The organism is Rhodanobacter sp. FW106-PBR-R2A-2-24, from assembly GCF_058789615.1.
In genome coordinates this window covers 3,212,143-3,236,425 of record NZ_JBYTBV010000002.1, presented here as the reverse complement: position 1 = coordinate 3,236,425, position 24,283 = coordinate 3,212,143, and the positions used below count along the sequence as shown (strand labels likewise).

Here is a 24,283-nt window from a genome sequence, read left to right as displayed (position 1 = left end):
GCGGACAAGGTAGCCGCCGATTATCCGCCATCCGTGCCTGCACGGCCAGCGGCGGGGCCTCGCAAGACGTTGAAAATCCTCGCACGCAGCATCGCGCAAGCTCGCACGGAGGCGTCACGACGCGGCCAGCAGCTTCTCCAGCACCTTGCCCACCGCCGCATAGGCGAAGGCACCGGTGACGTGGGTGGCCGCGCCCAGACCACCGCCGCAGGCGAGGTTCAACGCATCCCCATTCGGTGGACGGTTGCCGCAGACGCTGCCGTCGGGTTGCGGGTACTGCACATTCTGCAGCGAGTACACCGCCGACACGCCGAAGTAGCGATCCGGGTTGCGTGGAAAGTTGAAATCCGTGCGGAGCTTCTTGCGGATCAGGCTGAACATCGCGTCGTGCTCGGTGCGCGAGAGGTCGCGCACGCGGATCTGGGTGGGATCGGTGCGGCCGCCAGCCGAGCCCACGCTGACCATGGGCAGTTTGCGGCGGCGGCACCAGGCGATCATCTCCAGCTTCACGCGGAACGCATCGCAGGCGTCCAGCACGGCGTCGTAGCCGCGATCCAGCAGTTCATCCAGCGTACTGGTGGTGAGGAAACGCTCGATGGCGTCGACGCGCAGCGCCGGATTGATCGCGTGCAGCCGCGCGGCCATCACGCCCACCTTGGCTTTGCCGAACTCGCCATCGAGCGCGTGCAACTGGCGATTGGTGTTGGAAACACAGATTTCGTCCGCGTCGATCAGGGTGAGCCGGCCCACGCCCGAGCGCGCCAGCGCCTCGGCCGCCCACGAGCCCACGCCGCCCACGCCCACCACGCAGACGTGGCCTTGCGCGAGCTTCGCCACGCTGCCGGCGCCATACAGGCGCTCGATACCGGCGAAGCGTTCGTGCGGAAAAGGGGTTTCGCTCATCGCGGTATCCATGGATCGCGCCCGGGCCGGCGCCAAGTGCGCGATTTTATCGCGCCACCGCGCGCGTTATGCTCGGCGGGTTGTCCTTCGGCGAGAACCCTCGATGCGCGCTGTCCTGTTGATCCTGCTCGGCCTGGCCATCGGTGTGCTCGGCACCGCCAACGTGATGAACGTGCTGGCCGCACGCAACCCCATGCCCGAGGCGGTGATGCACACCATGGGCTACCACGTCGGCGCGCTGAAGCAGGCGATGAAGGCACAGAAGTGCGATGCCGCGACGATCCAGCACCATCTGCTGCGCCTGCAATCCACCGCCACCGACATCCAGCCCACCTTCGGCATCGCGGACAAGGCCTTCGCCGACGATGCGGACAAATTGCAGGCCCGCCTGCAGCAGGCCGCCGTATCCGCGCCCGCCAGTTGCGCGGCATTGGCGGCGGTGCTCAAGCCGGTGGGCGAAGCCTGCCAGGACTGCCACCAGCAATACCGCTGAAGCCGGCCTCACCCCACCGCGCGCCGACCGTCAGAAACTCAGCTTGCCGCGCAGCATCTGTGCGTACATCACCCAGTCGCCCAGCAGGCTGTAGACGGGATGGCGGAAGGTTGCCGGGCGGTTCTTCTCGAAGACGAAGTGGCCGACCCACGCGCAGCCGTAGCCGACCACCGGCAACAGCCACAGCAGTGCCCAGCACCCGCTGGCCAGCGCCAGCAGCAGTACCAGCAGCACCAGGGTGCTGCCGATGAAATGCCAGCGTCGGCACAACCGCTGGCGGTGCTCGCCGAGGTAATGGGGGTAGAACGCACGGAAGCTGGCGAAGTCGCTCATGGATACGCGATCAGCCTGGCGGCAACGGGATGAACTCGGCCTCGTCGCCGGGCACCTTCGGAAAGCGCCCCTCGCGCCAGTCGGTCTTGGCCTGCTCGATGCGCTCGTGCGTGCTGGCCACGAAGTTCCACCACAAGTGGCGCTCGCCATCCAGCGACGCGCCGCCGAACAGCATCAGGCGGCAGGCGCGGCGGGCGCGCAGGCTCTGCTGCGCATCGCCGAACTGCACGGCCATCTGCCCGGGGGCGAGCACCAGCCGGCCCCATTCCAGCTCGCCGTCGAGCAGGTGCACGCCGCGCTCCAGATGCTCGCCAGGCCAGGGCAATTCGGCATCGGCCTCCAGCCGGACTTCGGCGAAGAACATCGGCGAAAACACCTTGACCGGCGACGTCATGCCCCAGCCGGTGCCGGCGATCAGGACGAGATCGACGCCGTCCCAACGCATCCGCGGCAAGGCTTCAGCGTCGTGGTGGTGGAACTCGGGCGCCATCTCGGCCTGCGCGCGCGGCAACGCCACCCACACCTGGATGCCATGCAGGCGCCCGCCAACGGCCCGCGCTTCCGGCGCCGTACGCTCCGAGTGCGTGATGCCACGCCCGGCAGTCATCCAGTTCACCGCGCCCGGATGGATGTCGGTGCAGCTGCCCAGGCTGTCGCGGTGACGGATCGCGCCCTCCAGCAGCCAGGTCACCGTAGCCAGGCCGATGTGCGGGTGCGGGCGCACGTCCATGCCACGCCCGGGCGGAAAGTCCACCGGCCCCATGTGGTCGTAGAACACGAACGGGCCAACGTGACGCGCCGCCAGCACCGGCAGCAGGCGGCGCACCATGAAGCCGTCGCCAAGATCGTGCGTGCGGCCATCAACGAGAATCGGTGGTTCGTTCATCCATTGCTCCCCTTCACCAGGCCCGCTGATATTGCACGGGCGCGGCCAGCGATGCACCCAGTTCGGCCGCCGCACGGCGTGGGAAATATGGGTCGCGCAGGCTCTCGCGTGCCAAAAGCACCACGTCCGCCTCGTCGCACGCCACGATGTCGGCCGCCTGGCGCGCCTCGGTGATGAGCCCCACCGCGCCGGTGGCGATGCCGGCCTCGCGGCGGATGCGCGCGGCGAACGGCACCTGATAGCCCGGCGCCACCGGTATCACCACGCCGGGCACCACGCCGCCGGAGGACACATCCACCAGATCCACGCCCAGCGGCCGCAGCACGCGCGCCAGTTCCACACTCTGCGCCGTGTCCCAGCCGCCATCGACCCAGTCGGTGGCGGACAGGCGCAGCCACAGCGGCAGGTTGCCGGGCCACACCTCACGCACCGCCGCCACCACCTCGCGCACCAGCCGGGTGCGGTTGTCGAAGCTGCCGCCATAGGCATCCGCGCGGTGGTTGCTGAGCGGCGAGAGGAACTGGTGCAGCAGATAGCCATGCGCAGCGTGCAGCTCGATCAGGCCAAAACCTGCCGCCAGCGCGCGCTGCGCGGCGGCACGGAAATCGGCCACCACCTGCGCGATGCCGGCCGCATCCAGCGCCGCGGGCACATGCCAGTGAGCATCAAACGGCAGGGCCGAGGGCGCCAGCGTGGGCCAGGCGCCCTGATCGACTGAAAGCGGGCCGCCGCCCTCCCATGGCCGCTGCGTGCTGGCCTTGCGGCCGGCGTGCGCCAGCTGCACACCGGCCACCGCGCCTTGCGCCGCGATGAAGGCCGCGATCGGCTGCCAGGCGGCAAGCTGGGCATCGTTCCACAAACCGGTGTCGCCGGGCGAAATGCGCCCTGCCGCCGTCACCGCCGTGGCCTCGGCCAGCACGGCTCCTGCACCGCCCACGGCGCGGCTGCCCAGATGCACCAGATGCCATGACCCGGGCACGCCGTCGACCGCCGAGTACTGGCACATCGGCGACACCACGAGGCGGTTGCGCAGGGTGAGGCCGCGTTGGGCCAGGGGTTCCAACAATTGCATCGCGAGGCCTGCCGGAGAAAACCTCACTGTGCCGCGTCACCCGAACGGCTTCAAGGTGCGCGATGCCCTGCCGTGGCAGCCGTCACACACCACTGCGCGATACGCGCGGCGATGGGCGTGGGCGCCTTCATCCAGCCGAAGTGGTCGGCGCGCGCCAGGCCAAGTTCCGCAGCCGCCACCAATTCGTGGCGGCTCGGCGCCTGCGGCATCTTGCCGAGCAGCCAATCCAGCGAGGCGGCCGGACCCAGCCAGTCGTCGGCCAGCCGCAGCGCAAGCACGGGCAGGCGCAACTCGCCTAGCCGCTGCTCGAAATCCAGCGCCATCGCTGCGGCGGCGTAACGCCCACTGCGGCCACTGCGCGACCAGTCGGCGATGATGCCACGCGCCTCGTTGCCGCCAAAGCCGATGCGCCGCCCGGGCAGGTGCCCGCAAGCACCCGCAAGCGGCGCGGCCAGCAGATAGGCCAGGCGGATCAGCGCGCCGTGACGGAAGCGCCGCCAGTACGGCGCGCCGCTGGCCACCAGGGCGATGCCACTGGCCGCCGCCGGATGCGCTGCGGCATACAGGCAGGCCAGTTGCCCGCCCAGGCTGTGGCCGCCCAGACGCAGTTGCGCCTGCGGCCAGCGAGCGCGGGCAGCAGCCAGCCCCGCCGGCAGGTCGAACTGCAACAGCTCGCGATAGCCCCAGTCGCAACGCCGGCCGGCCCGCCAGTTGCTGGAACCGATGCCGCGCCACTCATGCAGCGCCACCGCCACGCCGCGTGCCGCCAGCGCCTCGGCCAACGGCAAGTAGTGCCGCGCCGGCATGCCCATGGCGGGCAACCAGTAGAGCAGTTCACGCGCCTCGCCGACGGGCGCCACGCAGAGCAGCTCCGCGCGCGCGCCGTCGGCCATGGCCAGCGAAGCAATCGAGGTTTGCATCATGGAGCGGCAGCGAAAGAAAAGGGCCGGCTTGCGCCGGCCCTTTCCGCGGCCACGCAACCATCAGCCCGGAGCGACTTCCTCGGCTTGCAGGCCCTTCTGGCCCTGCACCACCTTGAACGTCACCTTCTGGCCTTCCTGTAGGCTCTTGAAGCCCGTGCCGGTGATGGCACGGAAATGCACGAACACGTCAGGGCCGTTCTCGCGGCTGATGAAGCCGAAACCCTTGGCGTCGTTGAACCACTTGACGGTACCCGTTTCACGATCCGACATGACTCACTCCGATCCAAACCAGTGCTTTGAGACAAGCCGACCGATCGGCCGGCGGCTTACTGGGCATGCCGGGGTCGGGTGGAACGACATGAAACCTTCAGGCTCCATACCGGGCTCGCACGTGGCCAAGCAGACGCAGCGGGCCAAGCATAACGGAATTTCGCGCACGGATGCGAGATGTCAAGCCCACCATTTCGACCCGTCCGGACGCTGGCCTTTGGACGGCCGTGCCAACGAAAAAAAGCCGCCTTGCGGCGGCTTCAAGATCCCGTTGCAACCATCACCGGAGCCAAGGCTCCCCATTCAACCGCTGTGCCCGGCCAGCACCAGCATACCTTCCGGCCGTTTGGCGCCGACGAAGCGCTTGGCCCAATAGGCCTCGTCCAAACTGGAAACCTGCACTGTCTTGCCGCTGGCGGGCGCATGGATGAAGCGACCGTCGGCGATGTAGATGCCCACGTGGGTGATACCACGATGACGCCCCCCGGTATGGAAGAACACCAGGTCGCCCGGCTTCATGTCGCCGCGCTTCACCTTGAGCCCGGCGAGGAACTGCGAGGCCGAATTGGCCGGCAACTGCACACCGATGGCATGGGCAAACACGTAACGGACGAAACCGCTGCAATCGAAACCGGTATCCGGATTGCGTCCACCCCGCACGTAGCGCACGTCGCGCAAGTGCATGGCCAACGCCAGCAGGGACTTGCGCAGGTCGGTGAGGCTTTCGGCCGGGCTGGCGGCGACATCGGCGGCATCCGCTTGGGCGTCGTCGGTCACCGGCGCCGCCAGGCTGACCGGCGCCAGCTTGCCAGCGGCGAAGGAGGACAGGCCAGCGGTGAAGTCCAGCGTGCGCGGCGAAGTCGGGGCCGACGTCAGATCAAGAGCCTGGGGCGAAAACACCGAAGCTGGGGCCGTGGCAGCGATCGTGGCGGTCGGCGCGGCAGCGCGACTGGCGGCATGCACGGGTACAGCGAACAGCAGCACGGAAAGGAGCGCGGCAATACCGGTCAATCGCTGGCTTGGCATGAGGCGGTAACCCTTCGATGGTTCTCGGAGGTGCCGCCTGGCGTGCAGGCGACGTGACGAAGGATTGACCTTAACAAGAAGAGGCTGCCGGGTTGTTGGATCGGGGTTAACTGAACCCCGTCGTTTCGAAGCCGAAAATTCCGGCGCACCGTCAAAAACAATCATGTATTTCAATGGCGTGCCCGACAAGGCCTTCGTCGCCACCCACTTAACGCGGGGCTTCCGGCCAATAAAAAGCATCGGAAGTCTGCCGCCTGCCGAAGATCGCGGTGCCAATGCGCACTTCGGTGGCGCCTTCGGCAATGGCCAGCGGAAAATCGCCGCTCATGCCCATGGAGAGGCGCGGGATGTCGTGGCCCCGGGCGATGGCGGCATCGCGCAATTCGCGCAACTGGCGGAAGCAGGCGCGGATCGCCGCGGGCACCTGGGTGTGGATGGCCAGGGTCATCAGGCCGCGCACGCGCAGGGTGTCGTATTGCCCCAAGCGATCCAGGAAGTCGGGCAACTCGGCCGGCGGCAAGCCGTACTTGCTCTCTTCGGTGGAGGTCTTCACCTGCACCAGCACATCCATGGCACGGCCTTCCGACTGCAGGCGACGGTGCAACGCCTCGGCCAGCGCCATCCTGTCCAGCGACTGCACCTCGCTGGCGTAACGCGCCACGTCCCTGACCTTGTTGGTCTGCAGGTGGCCGATCATCACCCAGTCGATGCCCATGTCGGGCAGCGCGCGCGCCTTGTCGCAGATCTCCTGCACCTTGTTCTCGCCAAAGCGCCGCCAGCCCAGCCCCACCGCCTCGCGCACCACGTCGGCGCCGAAGGTCTTGGAAACCGGCAGGATGGCAACATCCCGCGGGTCGCGGCCTGCCGCGCGGCAAGCCTCGTCCACGCGACGGCGGATATCCGCCCAGTTGGCGGCCAGGTGTGCGTGATCCATGAATCCAGCCTCCGGGGAGTTTCGCTGCTACTCGAACCCGCCCACGAAGGAATCGGAGGCGTAGTTCTCGAACTTGGTGTAGTGGCCGAGAAAGGTGAGTTTGACGGTGTCGGTGGGGCCGTTGCGCTGCTTGCCGATGATGATTTCGGCCAGGCCCTTGTCCGGCGATTCCTTGTTGTAGTACTCGTCGCGGTAGATGAACATGATGACGTCGGCGTCCTGTTCGATGGCGCCCGACTCGCGCAGGTCGCTCATCATCGGCCGCTTGTCGGCGCGCTGCTCCAGCGAACGGTTGAGCTGCGAGAGCGCGATCACCGGCACGTTGAGCTCCTTGGCCAGCCCCTTCAGCGAGCGCGATATCTCGGAGATTTCAGTGGCGCGGTTTTCCTTGTTGCCGGGCACCTGCATCAGCTGCAGGTAGTCGATCACGATGAGCCCGAGGCCGCCATGCTCGCGGTGCAGGCGGCGCGCGCGCGAACGCAGCTCCACCGGCGACAGGCCGGGCGTGTCGTCGATGAAGATCTTGGCCTCGGAAAGGATGGTGATGGCGTTGGAGACGCGCGGCCAGTCCTCCTCGGCCAGATCGCCGTTGCGCAGCGCCTGCTGGTGCACGCGCCCCACCGATGAGATCAGGCGGAACGCCAGCTGCGAGGCGGACATTTCCATCGAGAACACCACCACCGCCTTCTTCGCGCGCAGCGCGGCGCTCTCGGCGATATTGAGCGCAAACGCGGTCTTGCCCATCGAGGGACGCGCCGCCACGATGATGAGGTCGGAAGGCTGCAGGCCCGAGGTGAGATTGTCCAGGTCGGTGAAGCCGCTGGTGATGCCGGTGAGCTGGCCCTTGTTCTCGTAGCGCTCGGTGAGCAGACGGAAGGCATCCTTCACCGCCTCGCGCATCGAGACGGAATCCTTCTTGCCGCGCGCGCCGGATTCGGCGATGTGGAACACGCGCTGCTCGGCGCTTTCCAGCACCTCGTGCACGCTCTTGCCTTCGGGGCGGTAGCCGTCCTCGGTGATCGAGGTGCCGGCGTCGATCAGCTGACGCAGCACCGATTTCTCGCGCACGATCTCGGCATAGGCGGCGATGTTCGCCGCGCTGGGCGTGCCGTTGGCCAGCTCGATCAGATAACTGGCGCCGCCGATCATCTCGCCCAGCCCGTTGGCCTCGAACCAGTCGCCGAGCGTCACCGCGTCGCAGGGCATGCCCTTGTTGGCCAGCTCGTTGATGGCGCGCCAGATCAGGCGGTGGTCGCGGCGGTAGAAGTCGTCCTCGGCCAGCCGATCAGCCACCTTGTCCAGCGCGTCGGGCGCCAGCATCAGCCCGCCCAGCACCGCCTGCTCGGCGTCGATGGAATGCGGCGGCACGCGCAGCGCCTCGACAGCTGACGCGGGGGACTTGCGTTCGGGCACGAAGGACATCGGGCTTAACCTCGGAAAACAAATCGACCGCCGCACGCGGCATGGGACGCACCCCCCATGATGCGCGGCGGCGTCTCATCGGTCGAGACGAATTCCTGTGGAAAAGCTGGGGAAAATTGGGGATAAGTGGCCGGGAGCAGGAACCGGGGGTGGGCAAGGGCGGGCTGCGGCAAGCGCGCGATGCTTTTGCGATTCCCCGCTTCCTGCTCCTATCAACGAAACGGGCGCCCGAAGGCGCCCGTTTCGTTGGCGGATCGCGCCAGCGCGACTTATTTCTGCGCCACCACGATCACCTTGACCGAGGCCTGCACATCGGCATGCAGGTGGATCGCCACCTCGTGCTCGCCACAGACGCGCAGCGGGCCTTCGCCCAGGATCACTTCGCCCTTGTGGACGGCCTGGCCGATGGCCTGCAACGCCTCGGCGATGTCGCGCGGGCTCACCGAGCCGTACAGCTTGCCCTCGGGGCTGGCGTGCGCCTCGATGGTCACCGACACCTCGGCCAACTTGGCCTGGCGTGCCTGCGCATCGCTCAGCATGGTGTTGGCGCGGGCCTCATACTCGGCGCGACGCTGTTCGAACTCGGCCAAGTTGGCCGCGTTCACGCGCACGGCCTTGCCCTGCGGGATCAGGAAGTTGCGGCCATAGCCCGGCTTCACGACGACCTTGTCGCCGAGGTCGCCAAGGTTGCGCACTTTCTGCAGAAGGATGAGTTCCATGGGTTCTACCTTTTCGTTAGCACCGGTGTGGCCCGGCGCAGCCGTGGACGGGTGTCCGAATATTCACGCTCTCTCCCCTGCGGGGAGAGGGTTGGGGTGAGGGGTCGGGCTTGCCTGGATGGCTACGCCGAAGCGGACTTCAGCCGGCAATCGCGCAAGCACCTTCCCCCTCATCCGCCCTGCGGGCACCTTCTCCCCGCCGGGGAGAAGGGAACACGCATCAAACGTCGTGGTTGTCGGTGTACGGCAACAGCGACAGGAAGCGGGCGCGCTTGATGGCGGTCGCCAGCTGGCGCTGATAGCGCGCCTTGGTGCCGGTGATGCGGCTGGGCACGATCTTGCCGTTCTCGGTGACGTACTGGCGCAGGGTGTTGAGATCCTTGTAGTCGATCTCCTTCACCTTCTCGGCAGTGAAGCGGCAGAACTTGCGGCGGCGGAAAAACTTGGACATGGTCGGGGATCCTCTCACTCGTCGCTGTCGTTGTCGCGGCTATCACCCTCATCATCGCGGCGGCGCGACGAACGGGCGTCATCCTTTTCCTTGCTCTTCAGGATGAAGGACGGCTCGATGTCGGCGGCGTCGCGCTTGATGACGAGGTGGCGCAGCACGGCGTCGTTGAAGCGGAAGCCCGACTCCAGCTCGGCGAGGGTGTTCTGGCCCACTTCGATGTTCAGGAGCACGTAGTGCGCCTTGGCCAGGTTGGCGATGGTGTAGGCCAGCTGGCGGCGGCCCCAGTCTTCCAGGCGGTGGATCTTGCCGCCTTCGGCTTCGATCAGCGTCTTGTAACGCTCGATCATCGCGGGAACCTGTTCGCTCTGGTCAGGGTGGACCAGAAACACGACTTCGTAATGACGCAGGGTCATCGGGAATCGACTCCTTGTGGATGCGGCCTTGCGGCCTCGCAGCCTCCCGCCGGGTGCGGTGAGGCAAGTGTCCGCCACACCCCTTTGCGGGTGGACAGAAGCGGGATGGTAAGCGGAACGGGGGGTACCACGCAAGCGCTTGAAAAACCATCAACCCTCAGCCGCCCTCTTCCAGCATCTTGAGGAGCTGCGCCGGAGTGAGGTAACCGCCCACCTGGCGACCGCTGGGGGTGAAGATGGCCGGCGTGCCGGTGATACCCAGTTTCTCGCCCAGCTCAAACTCGGTACGCACCGGATTCGCGCACTTGGCCGGCTTGGGCTCCTGCCCATCGAAAGCCTGGGTAAGCGCCGTCTTGGGGTTGGCCGCGCACCAGGCCGACACCATGGCCAGATAGCTCGGCGTGGGGCGGCCCGACGAATCGGTGACGCCGGCGCGCGGCCAGGCGAGGTAATCCACCGCGATGCCGGCCTTGTTGTAGGCCTCGATATGCTCGTGCAGCGCCTTGCAGTAGGGACAGGTGATGTCGGTGAATACGGTGACCCGGTACTTCGGCTGGGCCGGCGCATAGCTGACGTGCGCGCTGGCCGGCAGCTTGGCCAGCTCGGCCTTGCGGAAAGTGGCCCAGGCGGTGTCGTTCAGGCTCTTCCTGGCGCCCAGGTCGACCAGATCGCCACTCATCAGGTACTTGCCGTCGGTGCTGACGTAGACCAGTTGGCCCGAGGCGATCACCTGGTAGAAACCCGGGATCGGCGCGCGGTTCACCACGTCCACCCGCACCCCCGGCGCCAGGCGCAGCAGCGCCTGCTGCACCAGCTTGAGCGCGCCAGCATCGACACCACCGCCCAGCACGGCACTCGGCGCCGGCACCGCCACGGCGACAGGGCCGTTGTCGGCCGCACAGGCCACCAGCGCAAAACCACCGACGGCAAGCGCCAGTACGAACTGCTTCAACATCGCCCACCTCACGGGCCGCAAAAGTGCGGCCAAACGGCGATTTTCGCACAGCCGGCCGGCGCGGTCATGAACCGGCGTCTCAACCGCGCGGATGGTGCTGCGCGTGCAGGCGCTTCAGGCCTTCCTTCGCCACCAGGGTGTAGATCTGCGTGGTACTGAGCGCGCTGTGGCCCAGCAGCATCTGCAGCGCGCGCAGATCGGCACCATGGTTCAGCAGGTGGGTGGCGAAGGAGTGCCGCAGCACGTGCGGGGAAATGCGCTTGGCCGGGATGCCGACCGTGAACGCGTGACGCTTCACCAGCGTCCAGAACATCTGCCGCGTCATGCCTTCGCCGCGCCGGCTGAGGAACAGCGCCGCCGGCTGGCGCACCTTGGCAAGCACCGGACGCACGACGGCGAGATAGCGTTCGACAAAGCCCAATGCCACCTCGCCCACCGGCACCAGGCGATCCTTGCCGCCCTTGCCGGTGACGCGCAGCACGCCCTGGCGCGGATTCAGCGCGGCCAGCGGCAACTCCACCAGTTCGGAGACGCGCAAGCCGGAGGCATACATCAGCTCCAGCATGGCGCGGTCGCGCAGGCCAAGCAGGCTGTCGACATCCGGCGCGTTCAGCAGCGCCTCGATCTCGCGCTCGGCCAGCGCCTTGGGCAGGCTGCGCGGCAGGTGCGGCGGCTCGATCAGGAGGGTGGGATCGTCGAACCCCGGCTGCTCGCGCACACGGAAGGCGTAGTAGCGACGGAACGTCGATTGCCGCCGCGCCAGTGAGCGCACGGACACCCGCTGGCTGCCGTGGTAGTCGGAAATCATCGCGCGACTGGCCGTGGTCAGCGTCGCCCCGCGCGCGGCCAGCCAGCGCGCCAGCGCTGCGAGATCGCCGCGATAGGCCGCCAGCGTGCGCGCGGCCAGGCCATCTTCCGACCACACGCGTTCGAGGAAGGCCTCGATGCTCATGGCATCGGCTTGGGCGATACTGGCGGGCATGTCCTTTTCCATCCTGCGATGCTGGGCATCGCGCCGCATGAACGCAAGCCGATGACGGATCTCCTGCCCTGCCCGCCGTGGCGCCGCCTGCTCGCCCTCGTCTACGACCTGCTGATCGTGCTGGCGATCATGATGACGGTAGGGCTCGCCTGCCAGCTGGCCGCCGGTGGTCAGCTGATCGCCACCGGCGCGCATGTCGCGGTGCCGGCCTGGTATCCGCTGCTGCAAGGCGTGGTAGTGGCGGCGTACTTCATCGCCTCGTGGCGGCGCGGCGGGCAAACCGTCGGCATGCGGCCCTGGCGCATCCGGGTGCGCCGCCACGATGGCGCCGCGATCAGCCTGCGGCAGGCGGTGCTGCGCCTGCTGGTGGGCGCCGCGCCGCTGTTGCTGCTGGCGCTGGCGCCGCGGCTTGGCCTGCGGGTCACGCTGTGGGCCACCCTGGGCGCATGGGCGCTGGAGTTTGCCGTGGCGCTGTTCGATCCGCGCCGGCGCGCCCTGCACGACGTCGTGGCTGGCACCGAAGTGCAGCGCATCGACTGAAATCATGCTCGATTGCGGCATCGCAGCACGGCGCAGCCATCCGCGCTAAAATGGCGAATCTTTCGCCAGCTGGCCGTCCCATGCTTTACCAGATCCACGAATGGCAACGCGCCTTCCTCGGCCCGCTCAGCCACTTCGCCGACGCCAGCGCACAGATGCTGAACGACGCGAACAACCCGTTCGCCTCCTGGCCCGGCACACAGCGGCTGGCCGCCGGCTATGAATTGATCCATCGCCTCGGCAAGGACTACGAGAAGCCCCGCTTCAACATCCACCAACTGGAAGCGCACGGCCACCCGATCGCGGTGATCGAGCGCCTCGCGCTGGATACGCCGTTCTGCCAGCTCAAGCGCTTCAAGCGCTTCAGCGACGATCCGGCCACCATCGCGGCGATGAAGGACGACCCCACCGTGCTGGTGGTCGCGCCGCTCTCCGGCCACCACGCCACCTTGCTGCGCGACACCGTGCGCACGCTGCTGCGCGACCACAAGGTCTACATCACCGACTGGGTGGATGCGCGCATGGTGCCGGCCGAGCACGGCACCTTCGGGCTGGACGATTACGTGCAACTGGTCGAACGCTTCATCCGCGAGGTCGGCGCGGCGAAGCTGCACGTGATCTCGGTATGCCAGCCCACGGTGCCGGTGCTGGCGGCGGTGGCGCTGATGGCCGCGCGCGGCGAGGCCACGCCCAAGAGCCTCACCATGATGGGCGGCCCGATCGACCCGCGGCGCAGCCCCACCAGCGTCAACAACCTCGCCACCACCCAGCCGCTGTCCTGGTTCAAGGGCAACGTGATCCACACCGTGCCGCCCAACTACCCCGGCCACGGCCGCGAGGTCTATCCGGGCTTCCTGCAGCACGCCGGGTTCATCGCGATGAACCCCGGCCGCCACCTGAGCTCACACTGGGACTACTACCAGAACCTCCTGCGCGGCGACATGGACGATGCCGAGGCTCATCGCCGGTTCTACGACGAATACAACGCCGTGCTCGACCTGCCGGCGAAGTTTTACCTGGACACCATCGCCACCGTGTTCCAGCAATTCCTGCTGCCGCGCGGGCTGTGGGACGTGGCTGGCGAACGGGTGAACCCCGCCGCCATCACGAAGAGCGCCCTCCTCACCATCGAAGGCGAGCTGGACGACATCTCCGGCCTGGGCCAGACCCAGGCCGCGCACGACCTGTGCAGCAACATTCCGGCCCAGCGCCGCGCGCACCAGGTGATCGAGGGCGCCGGCCACTACGGCATCTTCAGCGGGCGACGCTGGCGCGAGCTGGTCTATCCGCAGGTGCGCGAGTTCATCCGGATGGCTGACCGCGCCGGAAAGTAACCGGCGCACGCCACCCGCGTCATACTCGTGCCCCGGCCCCAACGGAGCACGCGCATGTCCTTCCTGCAAGCCGCACCGCAACTGCCGCACCCCTGGCACGGCGAACGCCTGCTGCATGATCTCCTGGAACGCGCCCTGCCCGCCGCGCGCCGCGCCGCACTGGAAGCCGATCTCGGCGCGCTGGGCGATTACGCCCTGATGGCATGGCGGCGCGCCGCCGTCGCCGCGCGGCGCCAGCCGATACTCACGGCATGGGACGCCTGGGGCCAGCGCGTGGATCGCATCGAGCTGACCACGACCTGGCAGGAAGGCCCGGACATCGCCACCCGCCATGCGGTGCTTGCCAGCGGCCACGAGAACCACGAACACGCGCGACTGGAAGAATTCGCGCGGGTCTACCTCTACCACGTGGCCAGCGAGTTCTACACCTGCCCGCTGGCGATGAGCGACGGCGCGGCCACGGCGCTCAAGGCCTCCGGCAACCACGCGCTGATCGAACGCGCGTTGCCGCATCTCCTATCCCGCGACCCGGCCACGTTCTGGCTCAGCGGCCAATGGATGACCGAGACGCACGGCGGCTCGGACGTGGGCCAGAGCGAAACCGAGGCGCGCATGGGTGCCGACGGCCAGTGGCGGCTGTACGGCCGCAAGTGGTTCAGCTCCGCCGTGGTGGGCGAGGCCGCGCTCGCCCTGGCGCGCCCGGCGGGCGCGGCCGGCGGCTCCAGCGCACTGGCGCTGTTCTACGTGGAGACGATGGACGGCGACGCGCGCAAGCCCGAACTCGTCATCGACCGCTTGAAGGACAAGCTGGGCACGCGCGAGCTGCCCACCGCCGAGATCCATCTCGACGGCCTGCCCGCCTGGCCGGTGGGCGAGCTCTCCGGCGGCGTGCGCCAGATCGCGCCGATGCTCAACGTCACGCGCACCTGGAACGCCATCTGCGCGGTGGCGCACATGGCGCGCGCCTTGGCGCTGGCACAGGACTACGCGATGCGGCGACAGGCCTTCGGCCGGGCGCTGATCGAACTGCCCCTGCATGCGCAGACGCTGGCGGACATGCAGGCCGAGTTCGAAGGCGCCTTCGCGCTCAGCTTCGAACTGGCGCAGCTCCTGGGACGGGTGGAGTGCGGCAGCGCCGCCGGCCACGAGCGTGCCCTGCTGCGCCTGCTCACGCCGCTCGCCAAATTGTGGACAGGCAAGCTTGCCGTGCGGCTGTGCTCGGAAGCCATGGAATGCTTCGGCGGCCAGGGCTACATCGAGGACACCGGCCTGCCGCAGCTCGTGCGCGACGCACAGGTGTATCCCCTCTGGGAGGGCACCACCAATGTGCTGGCGCTGGACGCGCTGCGTGCGCTGGGCGCCGACGGCACCGGCGCGCTGCGCGAGGCCGTGGCCCACTGGCTGCGCGGCGGCGACCCGCATGCCGCCTTCGCCATCGACAGCGCGCTGGATAGCGCCGTCCGCCGGCTTGACCCCACCGTCGACCGCGCCCAGCGCGAGGCCGCCGCACGCGGTATCGCGCTGACACTCGCGCGCTGCGCCGCCGCTGGCCTGCTGGCACGCCAGGCCAGTTGGGCGCAGGCTCGCGGCGATGCGCGCCCGGCGGCCGCCTTGCGCCGTTTCCTCGGCCACGGCCTGCTGCGGCTGGCCGATACCGACGCGAATGACACGGCGCTGCTGCTGGGCGGCTAAAATGGCACGTCCCCACTTCGGCGCAGCGACCATGCAGCACCTTTCCATCGTCACCACCGGCGGCACCATCGACAAGATCTACTTCGACGACAAGTCGGACTACAAGATCGGCGCGCCGCAGATCGGCGACATCCTCGGCCAGCTCGGCGTGGCCTTCCAGTTCGACGTCATCCCGATCCTGCGCAAGGACAGCCTGCACATCACCGCCGAGGATCGCGCACTGATCCGCTCCACCATCGAGGCGCAGCCGCACCGCCATGTGCTGGTCACCCACGGCACCGACACCATGGTGGAAACCGCGCGCGTACTGGCGGGCATCCCCGGCAAGACCATCGTGCTCACCGGCGCGCTGAACCCGGCGCGCTTCCAGGGCTCGGACGCGGTCTTCAACATCGGCTGCGCGGTGGCCGCGGTGCAAACCCTACCCGCAGGCGTCTACATCGCCATGAACGGCCGCGTGTGGGACCCGGCCAAGGTGCGCAAGAACCGCGCGGAAAACCGCTTCGAAGCCGCCGACTGACCCCTGCGCAAGCCGCCACCGCGCGCGTGCCGTTCCACAAAAAAACCGGCCGAGGCCGGTTTTTTTGTGGAACGGCAGGGATGGCCGCGCCGGTTGCCCGGCGCAGCCCCCACGTTCGTATCAGTTCACCGTTTCCGTCAGCGTCACGCCGGAGAACGTCTGGTACGCACGCACCTTGATGTAGTAGGTGGTGGTCGTCGTCGGCGTGAAGCTGCAGCTCTCGTTGTTGCCGGTCAGGTACGGACGGCAGCTGTAGGCGCTGGTGGTCGGCGCCGAACCCGCCCGCACGTACAGATCCGCGTCGCCGGTACCGCCGGAGATCGCGAACTTCGCAGTCTGGCCGGCCTGCACCGTCTTGGTGTAGGTGGCGGACCAGTTGCTGGTGGACACCGTCGGCAGGCTCACCGTGGTGGTACCGCCGCTGCCGCCACCCGTGCCGCCGGTGGAGTAGCTGGCCTTCACGGTCACGCCCGAGTAGGTCGAGTAGCCGTGCACCTTGATGTAGTACTTGCCGGCCTGCGGCGCGGCCACGGTGCAGCTCTCGCTGTTGCCGGAGACATACGGGCGGCAGTCGTAGCTGGTGGTGGTCGGCGCGCTGCCGAACTTGGTGTACAGGTCGGCATCGCCGGTGCCACCGGAGATCGACATCACCAGGTTGCTGGCGCCGGTCGGCACGGTGACGAAGTAGTCGTTGTCGGCACCCGTTGCGCCCGACACGCCGGTGACCGCCACGTTGTTCTGCAGTTCGGTGACCGTGCCGCCACCCGTCCCGCCGCCAGTGCCGCCACCGGTGCCCGGGCAGGTCACGCCCACCGCGGTGAAGGCGACGATCACGTCATTGGCGTTGTAGCCCAGGTCGGTGGCCGCCGACTCCACGCCGCAGGCGCCGGAGTTGAAGGTGGAAGTGGCCGTCCAATAGCTCTTGTTGGCCAGCGCGAAGGACTGGAAGGCCTTCTTCACGTCCCAACCCGAGGTCTTGGCCAGCAGGCAGAACGCCTTGTTGTAGACGCCGCTGGAGTAGTGCACGTCGAGGCTGGAGGTGTAGTTGGCCGCGTTGTCGATCGAGCCGCCGTCCTGGGTCGGGTTGCACATGTAGCGCAGCGCGTTACCGATGCCGGCACTGGTCTTGACGATGTCCGCGCCGACCAGGAAGTCGTTCGCGCCGCGGTCGTAGAACTCGGCCGCTTCGCCGGCCATGTCCGAGAAGGCCTCGTTCATGCCGCCGGACTGGCCGCTGTACTGCAGGTTGGAGTTCTGCTCGGTGTAGCCGTGGCTGATCTCATGGCTGGTCACGTCCAGCGACACCAGCGGGTAGAACGTGCTGGCGCCGTCACCGAAGTTCATCGCGGTGCCGTCCCAGAACGCGTTCTCGTAATTCGACTTGTAGTGCACGTTCATGCGCAGCTGCATGTTGAGCGGCGCGGCGCCCATGTAGGCCGTGTACATGTCATGCACAACGCCACCGAAGTGGTGGGCGTCGTTGACCGGCGAGTAGGCGCCGTTGATGGCGTCGGTGTCGCTGTTGGGGCAGGCGAAGCTGACGATGCTGCCGCCACTGGTTCCCTGGTGCAGGTTGTAGGTGACCACGTTGGTGTTCTGCAGTGTGCAGGTGCTGCCCGACTGGGTCACGTTCAGCGCCGGGTAGTCGGTGCCGTACATGTACTTGCCGATCTTCTGGTTGCCGCCCGGGCCGGTCGCGGTGGCGTCGGTCAGGCCGTTCCAGCTCTGGAGGACGGCGCCGGTGTTGGCGTCGATGATCGCCGTGGGACGCGTGGGCATCGTGCCGTTGACGAAGTACGAGACCAGGTAGACCAGGTGCGCCGGGCCGTTTTCCTGGGGATAAACGTAGAGATCGGCCTTCTGGTTGGCCATCGTCACGCCGCCGGCCAGCATGGTGTGCGCATGCGCCTTGAGTGCGGCAATGGCCTTGGCGGCATCCAACTTCGGCGTTACCGACGCCAGTGCGAACTGGGCATCGGGCGCCAGCTCGCCGGTGGCGCGCAGGGCCTGGCCCTGTGCGTTCTGCACCACGGCCACGCCACGGCCATAGACCGGCACGCCGCGATACATCTGCTGCTGGCGCACCACGTGCTGGCCGCCGGCAACGGCAACCGCGCTGCGCGGCGCCAGGGTCGAGGCAGGGCCAAGGTTGAACCTCGCGGCCAGCGTGCTGGCCGGCGCGGCACCCAGGTTCTGCGCATGCACAAGCTGGGTGGTGGCGGCCGTGGCTACCGAAGCCGTGGCCATGCCGATGGCGGCCACCAGCAGTTTGAGACGGTAAGGATTGGACATTCGTAAACTCCTGAGACTTTTTTTACGGGTGCGCCTAGCCGATGCGGCCGGTCGGACCCCATGCAAGAATTTCCGTGCGCGGCACGGTCCCCAAATGCAAAGCTTGTCAGGCGACCCCGAATGAGTCCGAACCCGGCTGCACTCCCCCCGGTAATCCTTGCGTGGCAGCTCGCGAACTCGTTACGGCTTGGCGACGCGATGCGCCGCCCAGGATCACTCGCCACCTTCCCCTGCGGCGAATCAGTGGACGTTATTCCTTGCGCACATCAGTCGCAAGAAATTTTTTTCCTAGGAATCGGGACGCCGTTCGCACCGCAAGATTCTGTCGTTACATGGTGCACAGCACCTTGCAACAAGCGCGGCGGCATGCATTCCCGGATCGCGCGCACTCCACCACGTCGCCGGACGCCCTTGTCGACGGCCACAGGAAGACGGCGATTTTTCACTGGCGCGCCACCCGCACCGGGCGCAAAGGGGAAAGGCCGGTTTCAGCCGACGGTGAAACTCTCGCCGCAACCGCACTCGCCGGTGGCGTTGGGGTTGTGGAACACGAAGCTGGCACCGAAACCCTGGCGTTGGAAGTCGATCACCGTGCCATCCAGCAGCGGCAGGCTCTTGCTGTCCACCAGGAGTGGCACGCCGTCGATCTCCAGCACGGCATCGTCCGGGTTGCGCGTCGTGGCCAGGTCGACCACGTAGCCGAAGCCGGAACAGCCGGTGCGCTTCACGCCGAAGCGCACGCCGGCGGCCGCGGGCGAGGCGGCGAGGAACGCACTCATGCGTTCGTTGGCGGCGGGAGTGATGGTGATGGTCATGGCGACGAAGCTCGGCAAGGCAAAAAGCAGCGGCGCAGCGGTCGCGGCGCGGGCGGCAGCTACATTATCATGCCGGTTTGCCCCCACGCGCCGCGACCCGCGCGTCCCACCTTTGAACTGCGCCCGTGTGGCGCCAACACAGGAGTTTGCAACGATGAGCGCGGCCACCACGGCATGCAGTGTAAAAAAGGCGCTTTCCGGCCAGATCGACGCCGGCAGCGCGGTGACCGTGCGCGGCTGGGTGCGCACGCGCCGCGACTCCAAGGCCGGCCTGTCCTTCGTCAACGTCACCGACGGCTCCTGCTTCGACCCGATCCAGGCGGTGGTGCCGGCCACCCTCGCCAACTACGAGAGCGAAGTGAAGCACCTCACTGCCGGCGCCGGCGTGATCGTCAGCGGCACGCTGGTGCCGTCGCAGGGCAAGGGACAGAGCTTCGAGCTGCAGGCTGACAGCGTGCAGGTCACCGGCTTCGTCGACGATCCGGAGACCTACCCGATCCAGCCCAAGCAGCACTCGATGGAGTTCCTGCGCGAAGTCGCCCACCTGCGCCCGCGCACCAACCTGTTCGGCGCGGTGACCCGCGTGCGCCACACGATGATGACGGCGATCCACCGCCACCTCACCGAACAGGGCTTCTTCTGGGTCAACACGCCGATCATCACCACCTCCGACGCCGAGGGCGCCGGCGACATGTTCCGGCTGTCCACGCTGGATCTGGCCAACCTGCCGCGCACGCCCGACGGCAAGATCGACTTCCGCCAGGACTTCTTCGGTCGCGAGGCGTTCCTCACCGTGTCCGGCCAGCTCAACGTCGAGGCGTACTGCCTGGCGATGAGCAAGGTCTATACCTTCGGCCCCACCTTCCGCGCCGAGAATTCCAACACGGCCCGCCACCTGGCCGAGTTCTGGATGGTCGAGCCGGAGATCGCGTTCGCCGACCTCACCGCCGACGCGGACTGCGCCGAAGCCTTCCTCAAGGCGATCTTCAAGGCCGTGCTGGACGAACGCGCCGATGACATGGCGTTCTTCGCCGAACGCGTGCAGCCGGACGCGATCACCCGCATGGAAGCATTCATCGCCAAGCCCTTCGAGCGCATCGACTACACCGACGCGATCGAGATACTGAAGAAGTCCGGCGAAAAGTTCGAATACCCGGTGGCCTGGGGCATCGACCTGCAGACCGAGCACGAACGCTACCTGGCCGAGAAACATATCGGCCGCCCGGTGGTCGTCATGAACTACCCCGAGGCGATCAAGGCGTTCTACATGCGTCTGAACGACGACGGGAAGACCGTGGCGGCGATGGACGTGCTGGCGCCGGGCATCGGCGAGATCATCGGCGGCAGCCAGCGCGAGGAGCGGCTGGACTACCTCGACCGGCGCATGCTGCAGTTCGGCCTGAACCCGGCAACCTATTCGTGGTACCGCGACCTGCGCCGCTACGGCACCGTGCCGCACGCCGGCTTCGGCCTGGGCTTCGAGCGCCTGCTGGTCTACGTCTGCGGCCTCGCCAACATCCGCGACGCCATCCCCTACCCGCGCGCCGCGGGCACCGCCGAATTCTGAAGATCCCATGACGCCACGCCTGCCCGCCCTGCTCGCCCTGCTCGCCACGTTCGCCGCCGGCCTCGCGCTGGCCGGCTGCCACACCGTGAAGGCCGTCGTGCCGACCACCCTGGTGCCGCCCAACCTGCGCACGGCGCAGAACACCGGCGACCCGATCAAGCAGGCGCGACAGCGCCTCGACGACGCCACGCCCTGCTGCACCAGCTACGCCGACTTCTCCTACCAGAACCTGCTGCCTTGGCAGCCGCAGAAGTTCACCCTGGGGCCGGGCAGCAGCGTCGCCAGCCTCGACGGCACGCACAGCTACTTCCTCGCCTTCCGCCTGCCCAGCGGCGTCAAGCTGCCGTACCGCATCGCCTTCAAGTCCGCCCTGAGCGGGCGCTGGCTGAAATCCAGCTACCTGTTCGCTCCCACCGTGGTGCTGCTGGACGACGGCTTCCAGCCTATTGGCACCAGCCAGGACATCGACCTGTGCGAGTACATGGGTTGGAGCGACGAGACTTCCGGCGCGCTGGGCAGCTACACGGTCACCAGCGCGCAGGCGCGCTATCTCCTGGTCTACAGCTCGGCCGCGCAACAGCAGGGCAAAACCTACTGGGAACAGTCCCCCGCTGCCTTCAACAGCAACAGCAAGGCCACGCTGAACATGAACTCCAGCGGCAGCTTCAGCGTGCCGCACGGGCCGGACGGCACGCTGTGGGTCGGCATGATGGACAGCACCTACGCCAAGGCGGTGGACAACGCCGTCTGCAAGAAGGCGGAAAAGGGCGACGGCGTGCTGAACACCCTGCGCACCTCGCTGCCCGCCCTGCCCTGGAGCGGCGGCAACGCCAGCGGCAAGCCGGCCGACGGCAAGTCGGCCGGCACCAGCGACCCCGCCGGCAAGGGCAACTGACGTGCTGGCGCTTTACCTCGGCCTGCTGCTCGCCGGCCTCGCGCTGTTCGTGCTCTCCTACGTGGCGCCATTCCGCGCGGCGAAGCTGCTGCGCCTGCGCTATCCGCAGCACTGGCAGGTAGTGGTCGAATCCGCCCGCGGCAAGGTCGGCGCCCTGCAGGTGTGGATGCGCATGCAATACGTGCTGCGCTCGCCCGCGCTCGCAGCGCTGGACGACCGCGACATCCTGCGCTGGCGTGCCGTCTGGCGCTACAGCCAATGGATCGGCTGGCTGTGCTGGCTGGCCGCGCTGGGCCTGCGGCTGCGCTGGGGCTGACCTCAACCCACCCTCTCTCACGGGAGTCGCCATGCAACTGCAACTGGACGGTCGCCACGCGCTGGTCAGCGGCGCCTCGCAAGGCATCGGCCGCGCCTGCGCCATCGAGCTGGCCCGGCTCGGCGCCAACATCACCGTGCTGGCACGCCGGGACGAGGCGCTGCAAACCCTCCTCGCCGAACTGCCGCGCACGCACGCCGCGCAGCAGCACGACCACCTCGCGCTGGACGTGAGCGATACCGAAGCGCTGCGCACGCGCGTGCAGGCGCTGGCCGCCGACGCGCCGGTGCATATCCTCGTCAACAACAGCGGCGGCCCGCCGCCGGGCAACGTGCTCGATGCCACGCCGGCGGCCTTCCTCACCGCACTGCAAGCCCACCTGTTCGCCTGCCACACGCTGGCGCAAGTCGTGGTACCCGGCATGCGCGCGGCAGGCTGGGGCCGCATCGTCAACATCATTTCCACCTCGGTGCGCGAACCCATCCCCGGCATCGGCGTCTCCAACACCACGCGCGGTGCGGTGGCGAGCTGGGCCAAGACCTTGGCCGGCGAACTGGCACCCCACGGCATCACCGTCAACAACGTGCTGCCCGGCGCCACCCGCACGCCGCGCATCGAGCAGATCGTCGCCGCGCGCGCCGACAAGACCGGCAAGTCCATCGACGAGGTGCAGCAGGCCATGCAGGCCGAGGTGCCGATGCGCCGCTTCGCCGAACCGGCGGAAATCGCCGCCGCCGTGGCCTTTCTCGCCTCGCCAGCGGCCAGCTACATCACTGGCGTCAGCCTGCCGGTGGATGGTGGGCGACTGCGCAGCCTGTAGAGAGGGCCGGGACTCGGGGAAGCGTAGCGCGACGATCCGGTCAGACCACGTCAAACGCGGGCCGCAAATCAACGCCAGCTCGCATGCCAGGCATCGACATGCAGCCAGGCGTGTCTGCCGATGCGCAGCAAGTTCGCCACAAACGATCCTCTCGGGTTCCGAGCCCCGTATTCCGCGTCCCACGTACCCCCGCGTCCGGTGCAATGATCCGCGTCACGGCGTAAGCTTGTCCGGATGCCCGACTCCCGCCTCGCCAATCTGATCGACGGCCGCTTGCTGCCGCCGCGCAACGACGGTTGGCTCGACGTCTTCGAGCCCGCCACCGGCGAGGCCTTCACCCGTTGCCCCGACTCCGACGCCATGGATGTCGCTGCCGCCGTCACTGCCGCGCAGCGCGCAGCGCCGCGTTGGGCGGCCACCCCGAACGATGAGCGCGCGCGCCTGCTGCAGCGCCTTGCCGACCTGATCGAGGCGCGGCTGGACGAATTCGCCGCGCTGGAATCGAAGGACAGCGGCAAGCCGTTGGCGCTGGCCCGCAGCGTGGACATCCCGCGCGCGGTGAGCAACCTGCGCTTCTTCGCCGCGGCCGCCACCACGTGGGGCAGCGAATCGCACGCGATGGCGCTGGGCCAACCGGATCAGGGCGCGATCAACGTCACCCTGCGCCAGCCGCTGGGCGTGGTGGGCTGCATCAGCCCATGGAACCTGCCGCTGTACCTGTTCACCTGGAAGATCGCGCCGGCGCTGGCGGTCGGCAACACCGTGGTGGCCAAGCCCTCGGAAGTGACCCCCTGCACCGCCGCCTTGCTCGGCGAACTCGCCATCGAGGCGGGCTTGCCGCCCGGCGTGCTGAACATCGTGCACGGCCGCGGCCCCACGGTGGGCCAGGCCATCGTCGAGCATCCGGCGGTCAAGGCGATCTCCTTCACCGGCAGCACCGCCACCGGCGCGCACATCGCCGCAGCCGCCGCCACGCGCTTCAAGAAAGTCTCGCTGGAACTGGGCGGCAAGAACCCGGCCATCGTGTTTGCCGACGCCGACCTCAGCGATGAAAACCTCGACGTCATCGTGCGCTCGGGCTTCGCCAATCAAGGCGAAATCTGCCTGTGCGGCTCGCGCCTGCTGGTGCAGCGTTCGATCTACGAAGCCTTTCGCGAGCGCTATCTGGCGCGCGTGCGCGTATTGCGCGTGGGCGATCCGAACGACGACGCCAGCGACCTCGGCGCGCTGGTGTCTAGGGCGCATTACGACAAGGTGCTGGCCTGCCTCGCCACGGCACGCACCGAAGGCGGCCGCGTGCTGTGCGGCGGCGAGGCGGTCAGCGTCCCCGGTCGCTGCGAGCGCGGCTGGTTCGTCGCGCCTACGGTGGTCGAAGGCTTGCCGAACACGGCCACCACCAACCAGCAGGAAATCTTCGGCCCGGTGGTGACGTTGATCCCGTTCGAGGACGAGGCCGAGGCGCTGGCCATCGCCAACGGCACCGGCTACGGCCTGGCCGCCTCGCTGTGGACGCGCGATCTCGCCCGCGCACACCGGCTCGCCGCGCGGCTGGAATTCGGCATCGTCTGGGTCAACTGCTGGATGCTGCGCGACCTGCGCACGCCCTTTGGCGGCACCAAGCATTCCGGCCTCGGCCGCGAAGGCGGCGCGGAGGCGCTGCGCTTCTTCACCGAGCCCAAGAATGTCTGTATCCGCTACTGAAGGAAAACC

General features: G+C 67.9%; 26 protein-coding genes. 10 read left to right on the top strand and 16 right to left on the bottom strand.

The features are described from left to right. Positions 1–114: 114 nt before the first annotated feature. Positions 115–903 carry a tRNA threonylcarbamoyladenosine dehydratase gene (locus tag AC3WQA_RS15880; RefSeq protein ID WP_492676000.1) on the bottom strand — a complete coding sequence of 263 codons (789 nt, stop codon included), beginning with the start codon at positions 901–903 and terminating at the stop codon, positions 115–117. Positions 904–1,006: 103 nt separating this feature from the next. Between AC3WQA_RS15880 and AC3WQA_RS15875 the strand changes: the two genes are divergently transcribed. Then, the gene (locus tag AC3WQA_RS15875) at positions 1,007–1,396 is read left to right on the top strand and encodes a cytochrome c (RefSeq protein WP_492675999.1); all 390 of its coding nucleotides are present in this window, start codon (positions 1,007–1,009) and stop codon (positions 1,394–1,396) included. 30 nt (positions 1,397–1,426) lie between these two features. Here AC3WQA_RS15875 and AC3WQA_RS15870 read toward each other — a convergent pair whose 3' ends face one another. The 13 genes from AC3WQA_RS15870 to xerD all read right to left on the bottom strand — a co-directional run bounded on the left by AC3WQA_RS15870 (position 1,427) and on the right by xerD (position 11,782). Then, positions 1,427–1,729, bottom strand: coding sequence for an Mpo1-like protein (locus AC3WQA_RS15870; protein ID WP_492675998.1), 303 nt, complete (start codon positions 1,727–1,729; stop codon positions 1,427–1,429). Positions 1,730–1,739: 10 nt separating this feature from the next. Further along, positions 1,740–2,615, bottom strand: coding sequence for a pirin family protein (locus AC3WQA_RS15865; protein ID WP_492675997.1), 876 nt, complete (start codon positions 2,613–2,615; stop codon positions 1,740–1,742). 13 nt (positions 2,616–2,628) lie between these two features. Further along, on the bottom strand, positions 2,629–3,687 hold the full coding sequence (locus AC3WQA_RS15860) for an NADH:flavin oxidoreductase/NADH oxidase (protein ID WP_492675996.1): 1,059 nt from the start codon (positions 3,685–3,687) through the stop codon (positions 2,629–2,631). A gap of 50 nt (positions 3,688–3,737) precedes the next feature. After that, positions 3,738–4,607 (bottom strand): alpha/beta hydrolase family protein, encoded by an 870-nt coding sequence (locus AC3WQA_RS15855; protein WP_492675995.1) that lies wholly within the window; start codon positions 4,605–4,607, stop codon positions 3,738–3,740. Between the two features lie 63 nt (positions 4,608–4,670). Continuing rightward, entirely contained in the window at positions 4,671–4,880 is a 210-nt protein-coding gene (locus tag AC3WQA_RS15850) for a cold-shock protein (protein ID WP_492675994.1), read from the bottom strand. A gap of 303 nt (positions 4,881–5,183) precedes the next feature. Beyond that, on the bottom strand, positions 5,184–6,110 hold the full coding sequence (locus AC3WQA_RS15845; protein ID WP_492675993.1) for a C40 family peptidase: 927 nt from the start codon (positions 6,108–6,110) through the stop codon (positions 5,184–5,186). A gap of 4 nt (positions 6,111–6,114) precedes the next feature. Next, positions 6,115–6,840 carry a YggS family pyridoxal phosphate-dependent enzyme gene (locus AC3WQA_RS15840; protein WP_492675992.1) on the bottom strand — a complete coding sequence of 242 codons (726 nt, stop codon included), beginning with the start codon at positions 6,838–6,840 and terminating at the stop codon, positions 6,115–6,117. A gap of 27 nt (positions 6,841–6,867) precedes the next feature. Beyond that, positions 6,868–8,262, bottom strand: a complete 1,395-nt coding sequence (locus tag AC3WQA_RS15835; RefSeq protein WP_492675991.1) for a replicative DNA helicase — start codon at positions 8,260–8,262, stop codon at positions 6,868–6,870. 269 nt (positions 8,263–8,531) lie between these two features. Next, on the bottom strand, positions 8,532–8,981 hold the full coding sequence (gene rplI, locus AC3WQA_RS15830) for a 50S ribosomal protein L9 (protein ID WP_492675990.1): 450 nt from the start codon (positions 8,979–8,981) through the stop codon (positions 8,532–8,534). Positions 8,982–9,201: 220 nt separating this feature from the next. Further along, complete coding sequence (rpsR, locus tag AC3WQA_RS15825) at positions 9,202–9,432, bottom strand: 30S ribosomal protein S18 (protein WP_077483437.1); 231 nt, start codon at positions 9,430–9,432, stop codon at positions 9,202–9,204. A 14-nt stretch (positions 9,433–9,446) separates the two neighbouring features. Beyond that, positions 9,447–9,845 (bottom strand): 30S ribosomal protein S6, encoded by a 399-nt coding sequence (gene rpsF, locus AC3WQA_RS15820; protein ID WP_492675989.1) that lies wholly within the window; start codon positions 9,843–9,845, stop codon positions 9,447–9,449. A gap of 157 nt (positions 9,846–10,002) precedes the next feature. Next, positions 10,003–10,800: a DsbC family protein gene (locus tag AC3WQA_RS15815; protein WP_492675988.1), complete on the bottom strand. Its 798-nt coding sequence runs from the start codon at positions 10,798–10,800 to the stop codon at positions 10,003–10,005. 79 nt (positions 10,801–10,879) lie between these two features. Beyond that, complete coding sequence (gene xerD / locus AC3WQA_RS15810) at positions 10,880–11,782, bottom strand: site-specific tyrosine recombinase XerD (RefSeq protein WP_492675987.1); 903 nt, start codon at positions 11,780–11,782, stop codon at positions 10,880–10,882. Between the two features lie 18 nt (positions 11,783–11,800). Between xerD and AC3WQA_RS15805 the strand changes: the two genes are divergently transcribed. The 4 genes from AC3WQA_RS15805 to AC3WQA_RS15790 all read left to right on the top strand — a co-directional run bounded on the left by AC3WQA_RS15805 (position 11,801) and on the right by AC3WQA_RS15790 (position 15,868). Continuing rightward, the gene (locus tag AC3WQA_RS15805; protein WP_492675986.1) at positions 11,801–12,322 is read left to right on the top strand and encodes an RDD family protein; all 522 of its coding nucleotides are present in this window, start codon (positions 11,801–11,803) and stop codon (positions 12,320–12,322) included. 80 nt (positions 12,323–12,402) lie between these two features. Further along, positions 12,403–13,656, top strand: coding sequence for a polyhydroxyalkanoate depolymerase (locus AC3WQA_RS15800; protein WP_492675985.1), 1,254 nt, complete (start codon positions 12,403–12,405; stop codon positions 13,654–13,656). Positions 13,657–13,710: 54 nt separating this feature from the next. After that, on the top strand, positions 13,711–15,348 hold the full coding sequence (locus AC3WQA_RS15795; protein WP_492675984.1) for an acyl-CoA dehydrogenase family protein: 1,638 nt from the start codon (positions 13,711–13,713) through the stop codon (positions 15,346–15,348). Between the two features lie 31 nt (positions 15,349–15,379). After that, complete coding sequence (locus AC3WQA_RS15790) at positions 15,380–15,868, top strand: asparaginase domain-containing protein (RefSeq protein ID WP_492676378.1); 489 nt, start codon at positions 15,380–15,382, stop codon at positions 15,866–15,868. 120 nt (positions 15,869–15,988) lie between these two features. Here the strand turns inward: AC3WQA_RS15790 and AC3WQA_RS15785 are convergent, their stop codons facing one another. After that, positions 15,989–18,160 carry a M4 family metallopeptidase gene (locus AC3WQA_RS15785; protein WP_492675983.1) on the bottom strand — a complete coding sequence of 724 codons (2,172 nt, stop codon included), beginning with the start codon at positions 18,158–18,160 and terminating at the stop codon, positions 15,989–15,991. Between the two features lie 488 nt (positions 18,161–18,648). Beyond that, positions 18,649–18,975 (bottom strand): HesB/IscA family protein, encoded by a 327-nt coding sequence (locus AC3WQA_RS15780; protein ID WP_492675982.1) that lies wholly within the window; start codon positions 18,973–18,975, stop codon positions 18,649–18,651. 154 nt (positions 18,976–19,129) lie between these two features. Between AC3WQA_RS15780 and asnS the strand changes: the two genes are divergently transcribed. The 5 genes from asnS (at position 19,130) to AC3WQA_RS15755 (ending at position 24,274) form a co-directional block, all read left to right on the top strand. Continuing rightward, positions 19,130–20,542 (top strand): asparagine--tRNA ligase, encoded by a 1,413-nt coding sequence (asnS, locus tag AC3WQA_RS15775; protein WP_492675981.1) that lies wholly within the window; start codon positions 19,130–19,132, stop codon positions 20,540–20,542. Between the two features lie 7 nt (positions 20,543–20,549). Further along, positions 20,550–21,437 carry a hypothetical protein gene (locus tag AC3WQA_RS15770; RefSeq protein WP_492675980.1) on the top strand — a complete coding sequence of 296 codons (888 nt, stop codon included), beginning with the start codon at positions 20,550–20,552 and terminating at the stop codon, positions 21,435–21,437. Position 21,438: 1 nt separating this feature from the next. Further along, positions 21,439–21,753 carry a hypothetical protein gene (locus tag AC3WQA_RS15765; RefSeq protein WP_492675979.1) on the top strand — a complete coding sequence of 105 codons (315 nt, stop codon included), beginning with the start codon at positions 21,439–21,441 and terminating at the stop codon, positions 21,751–21,753. 31 nt (positions 21,754–21,784) lie between these two features. Then, positions 21,785–22,573: an SDR family oxidoreductase gene (locus AC3WQA_RS15760; RefSeq protein ID WP_492675978.1), complete on the top strand. Its 789-nt coding sequence runs from the start codon at positions 21,785–21,787 to the stop codon at positions 22,571–22,573. A gap of 234 nt (positions 22,574–22,807) precedes the next feature. Then, entirely contained in the window at positions 22,808–24,274 is a 1,467-nt protein-coding gene (locus tag AC3WQA_RS15755; RefSeq protein ID WP_492675977.1) for an aldehyde dehydrogenase, read from the top strand. The last annotated feature ends 9 nt before the right edge of the window (positions 24,275–24,283 follow it).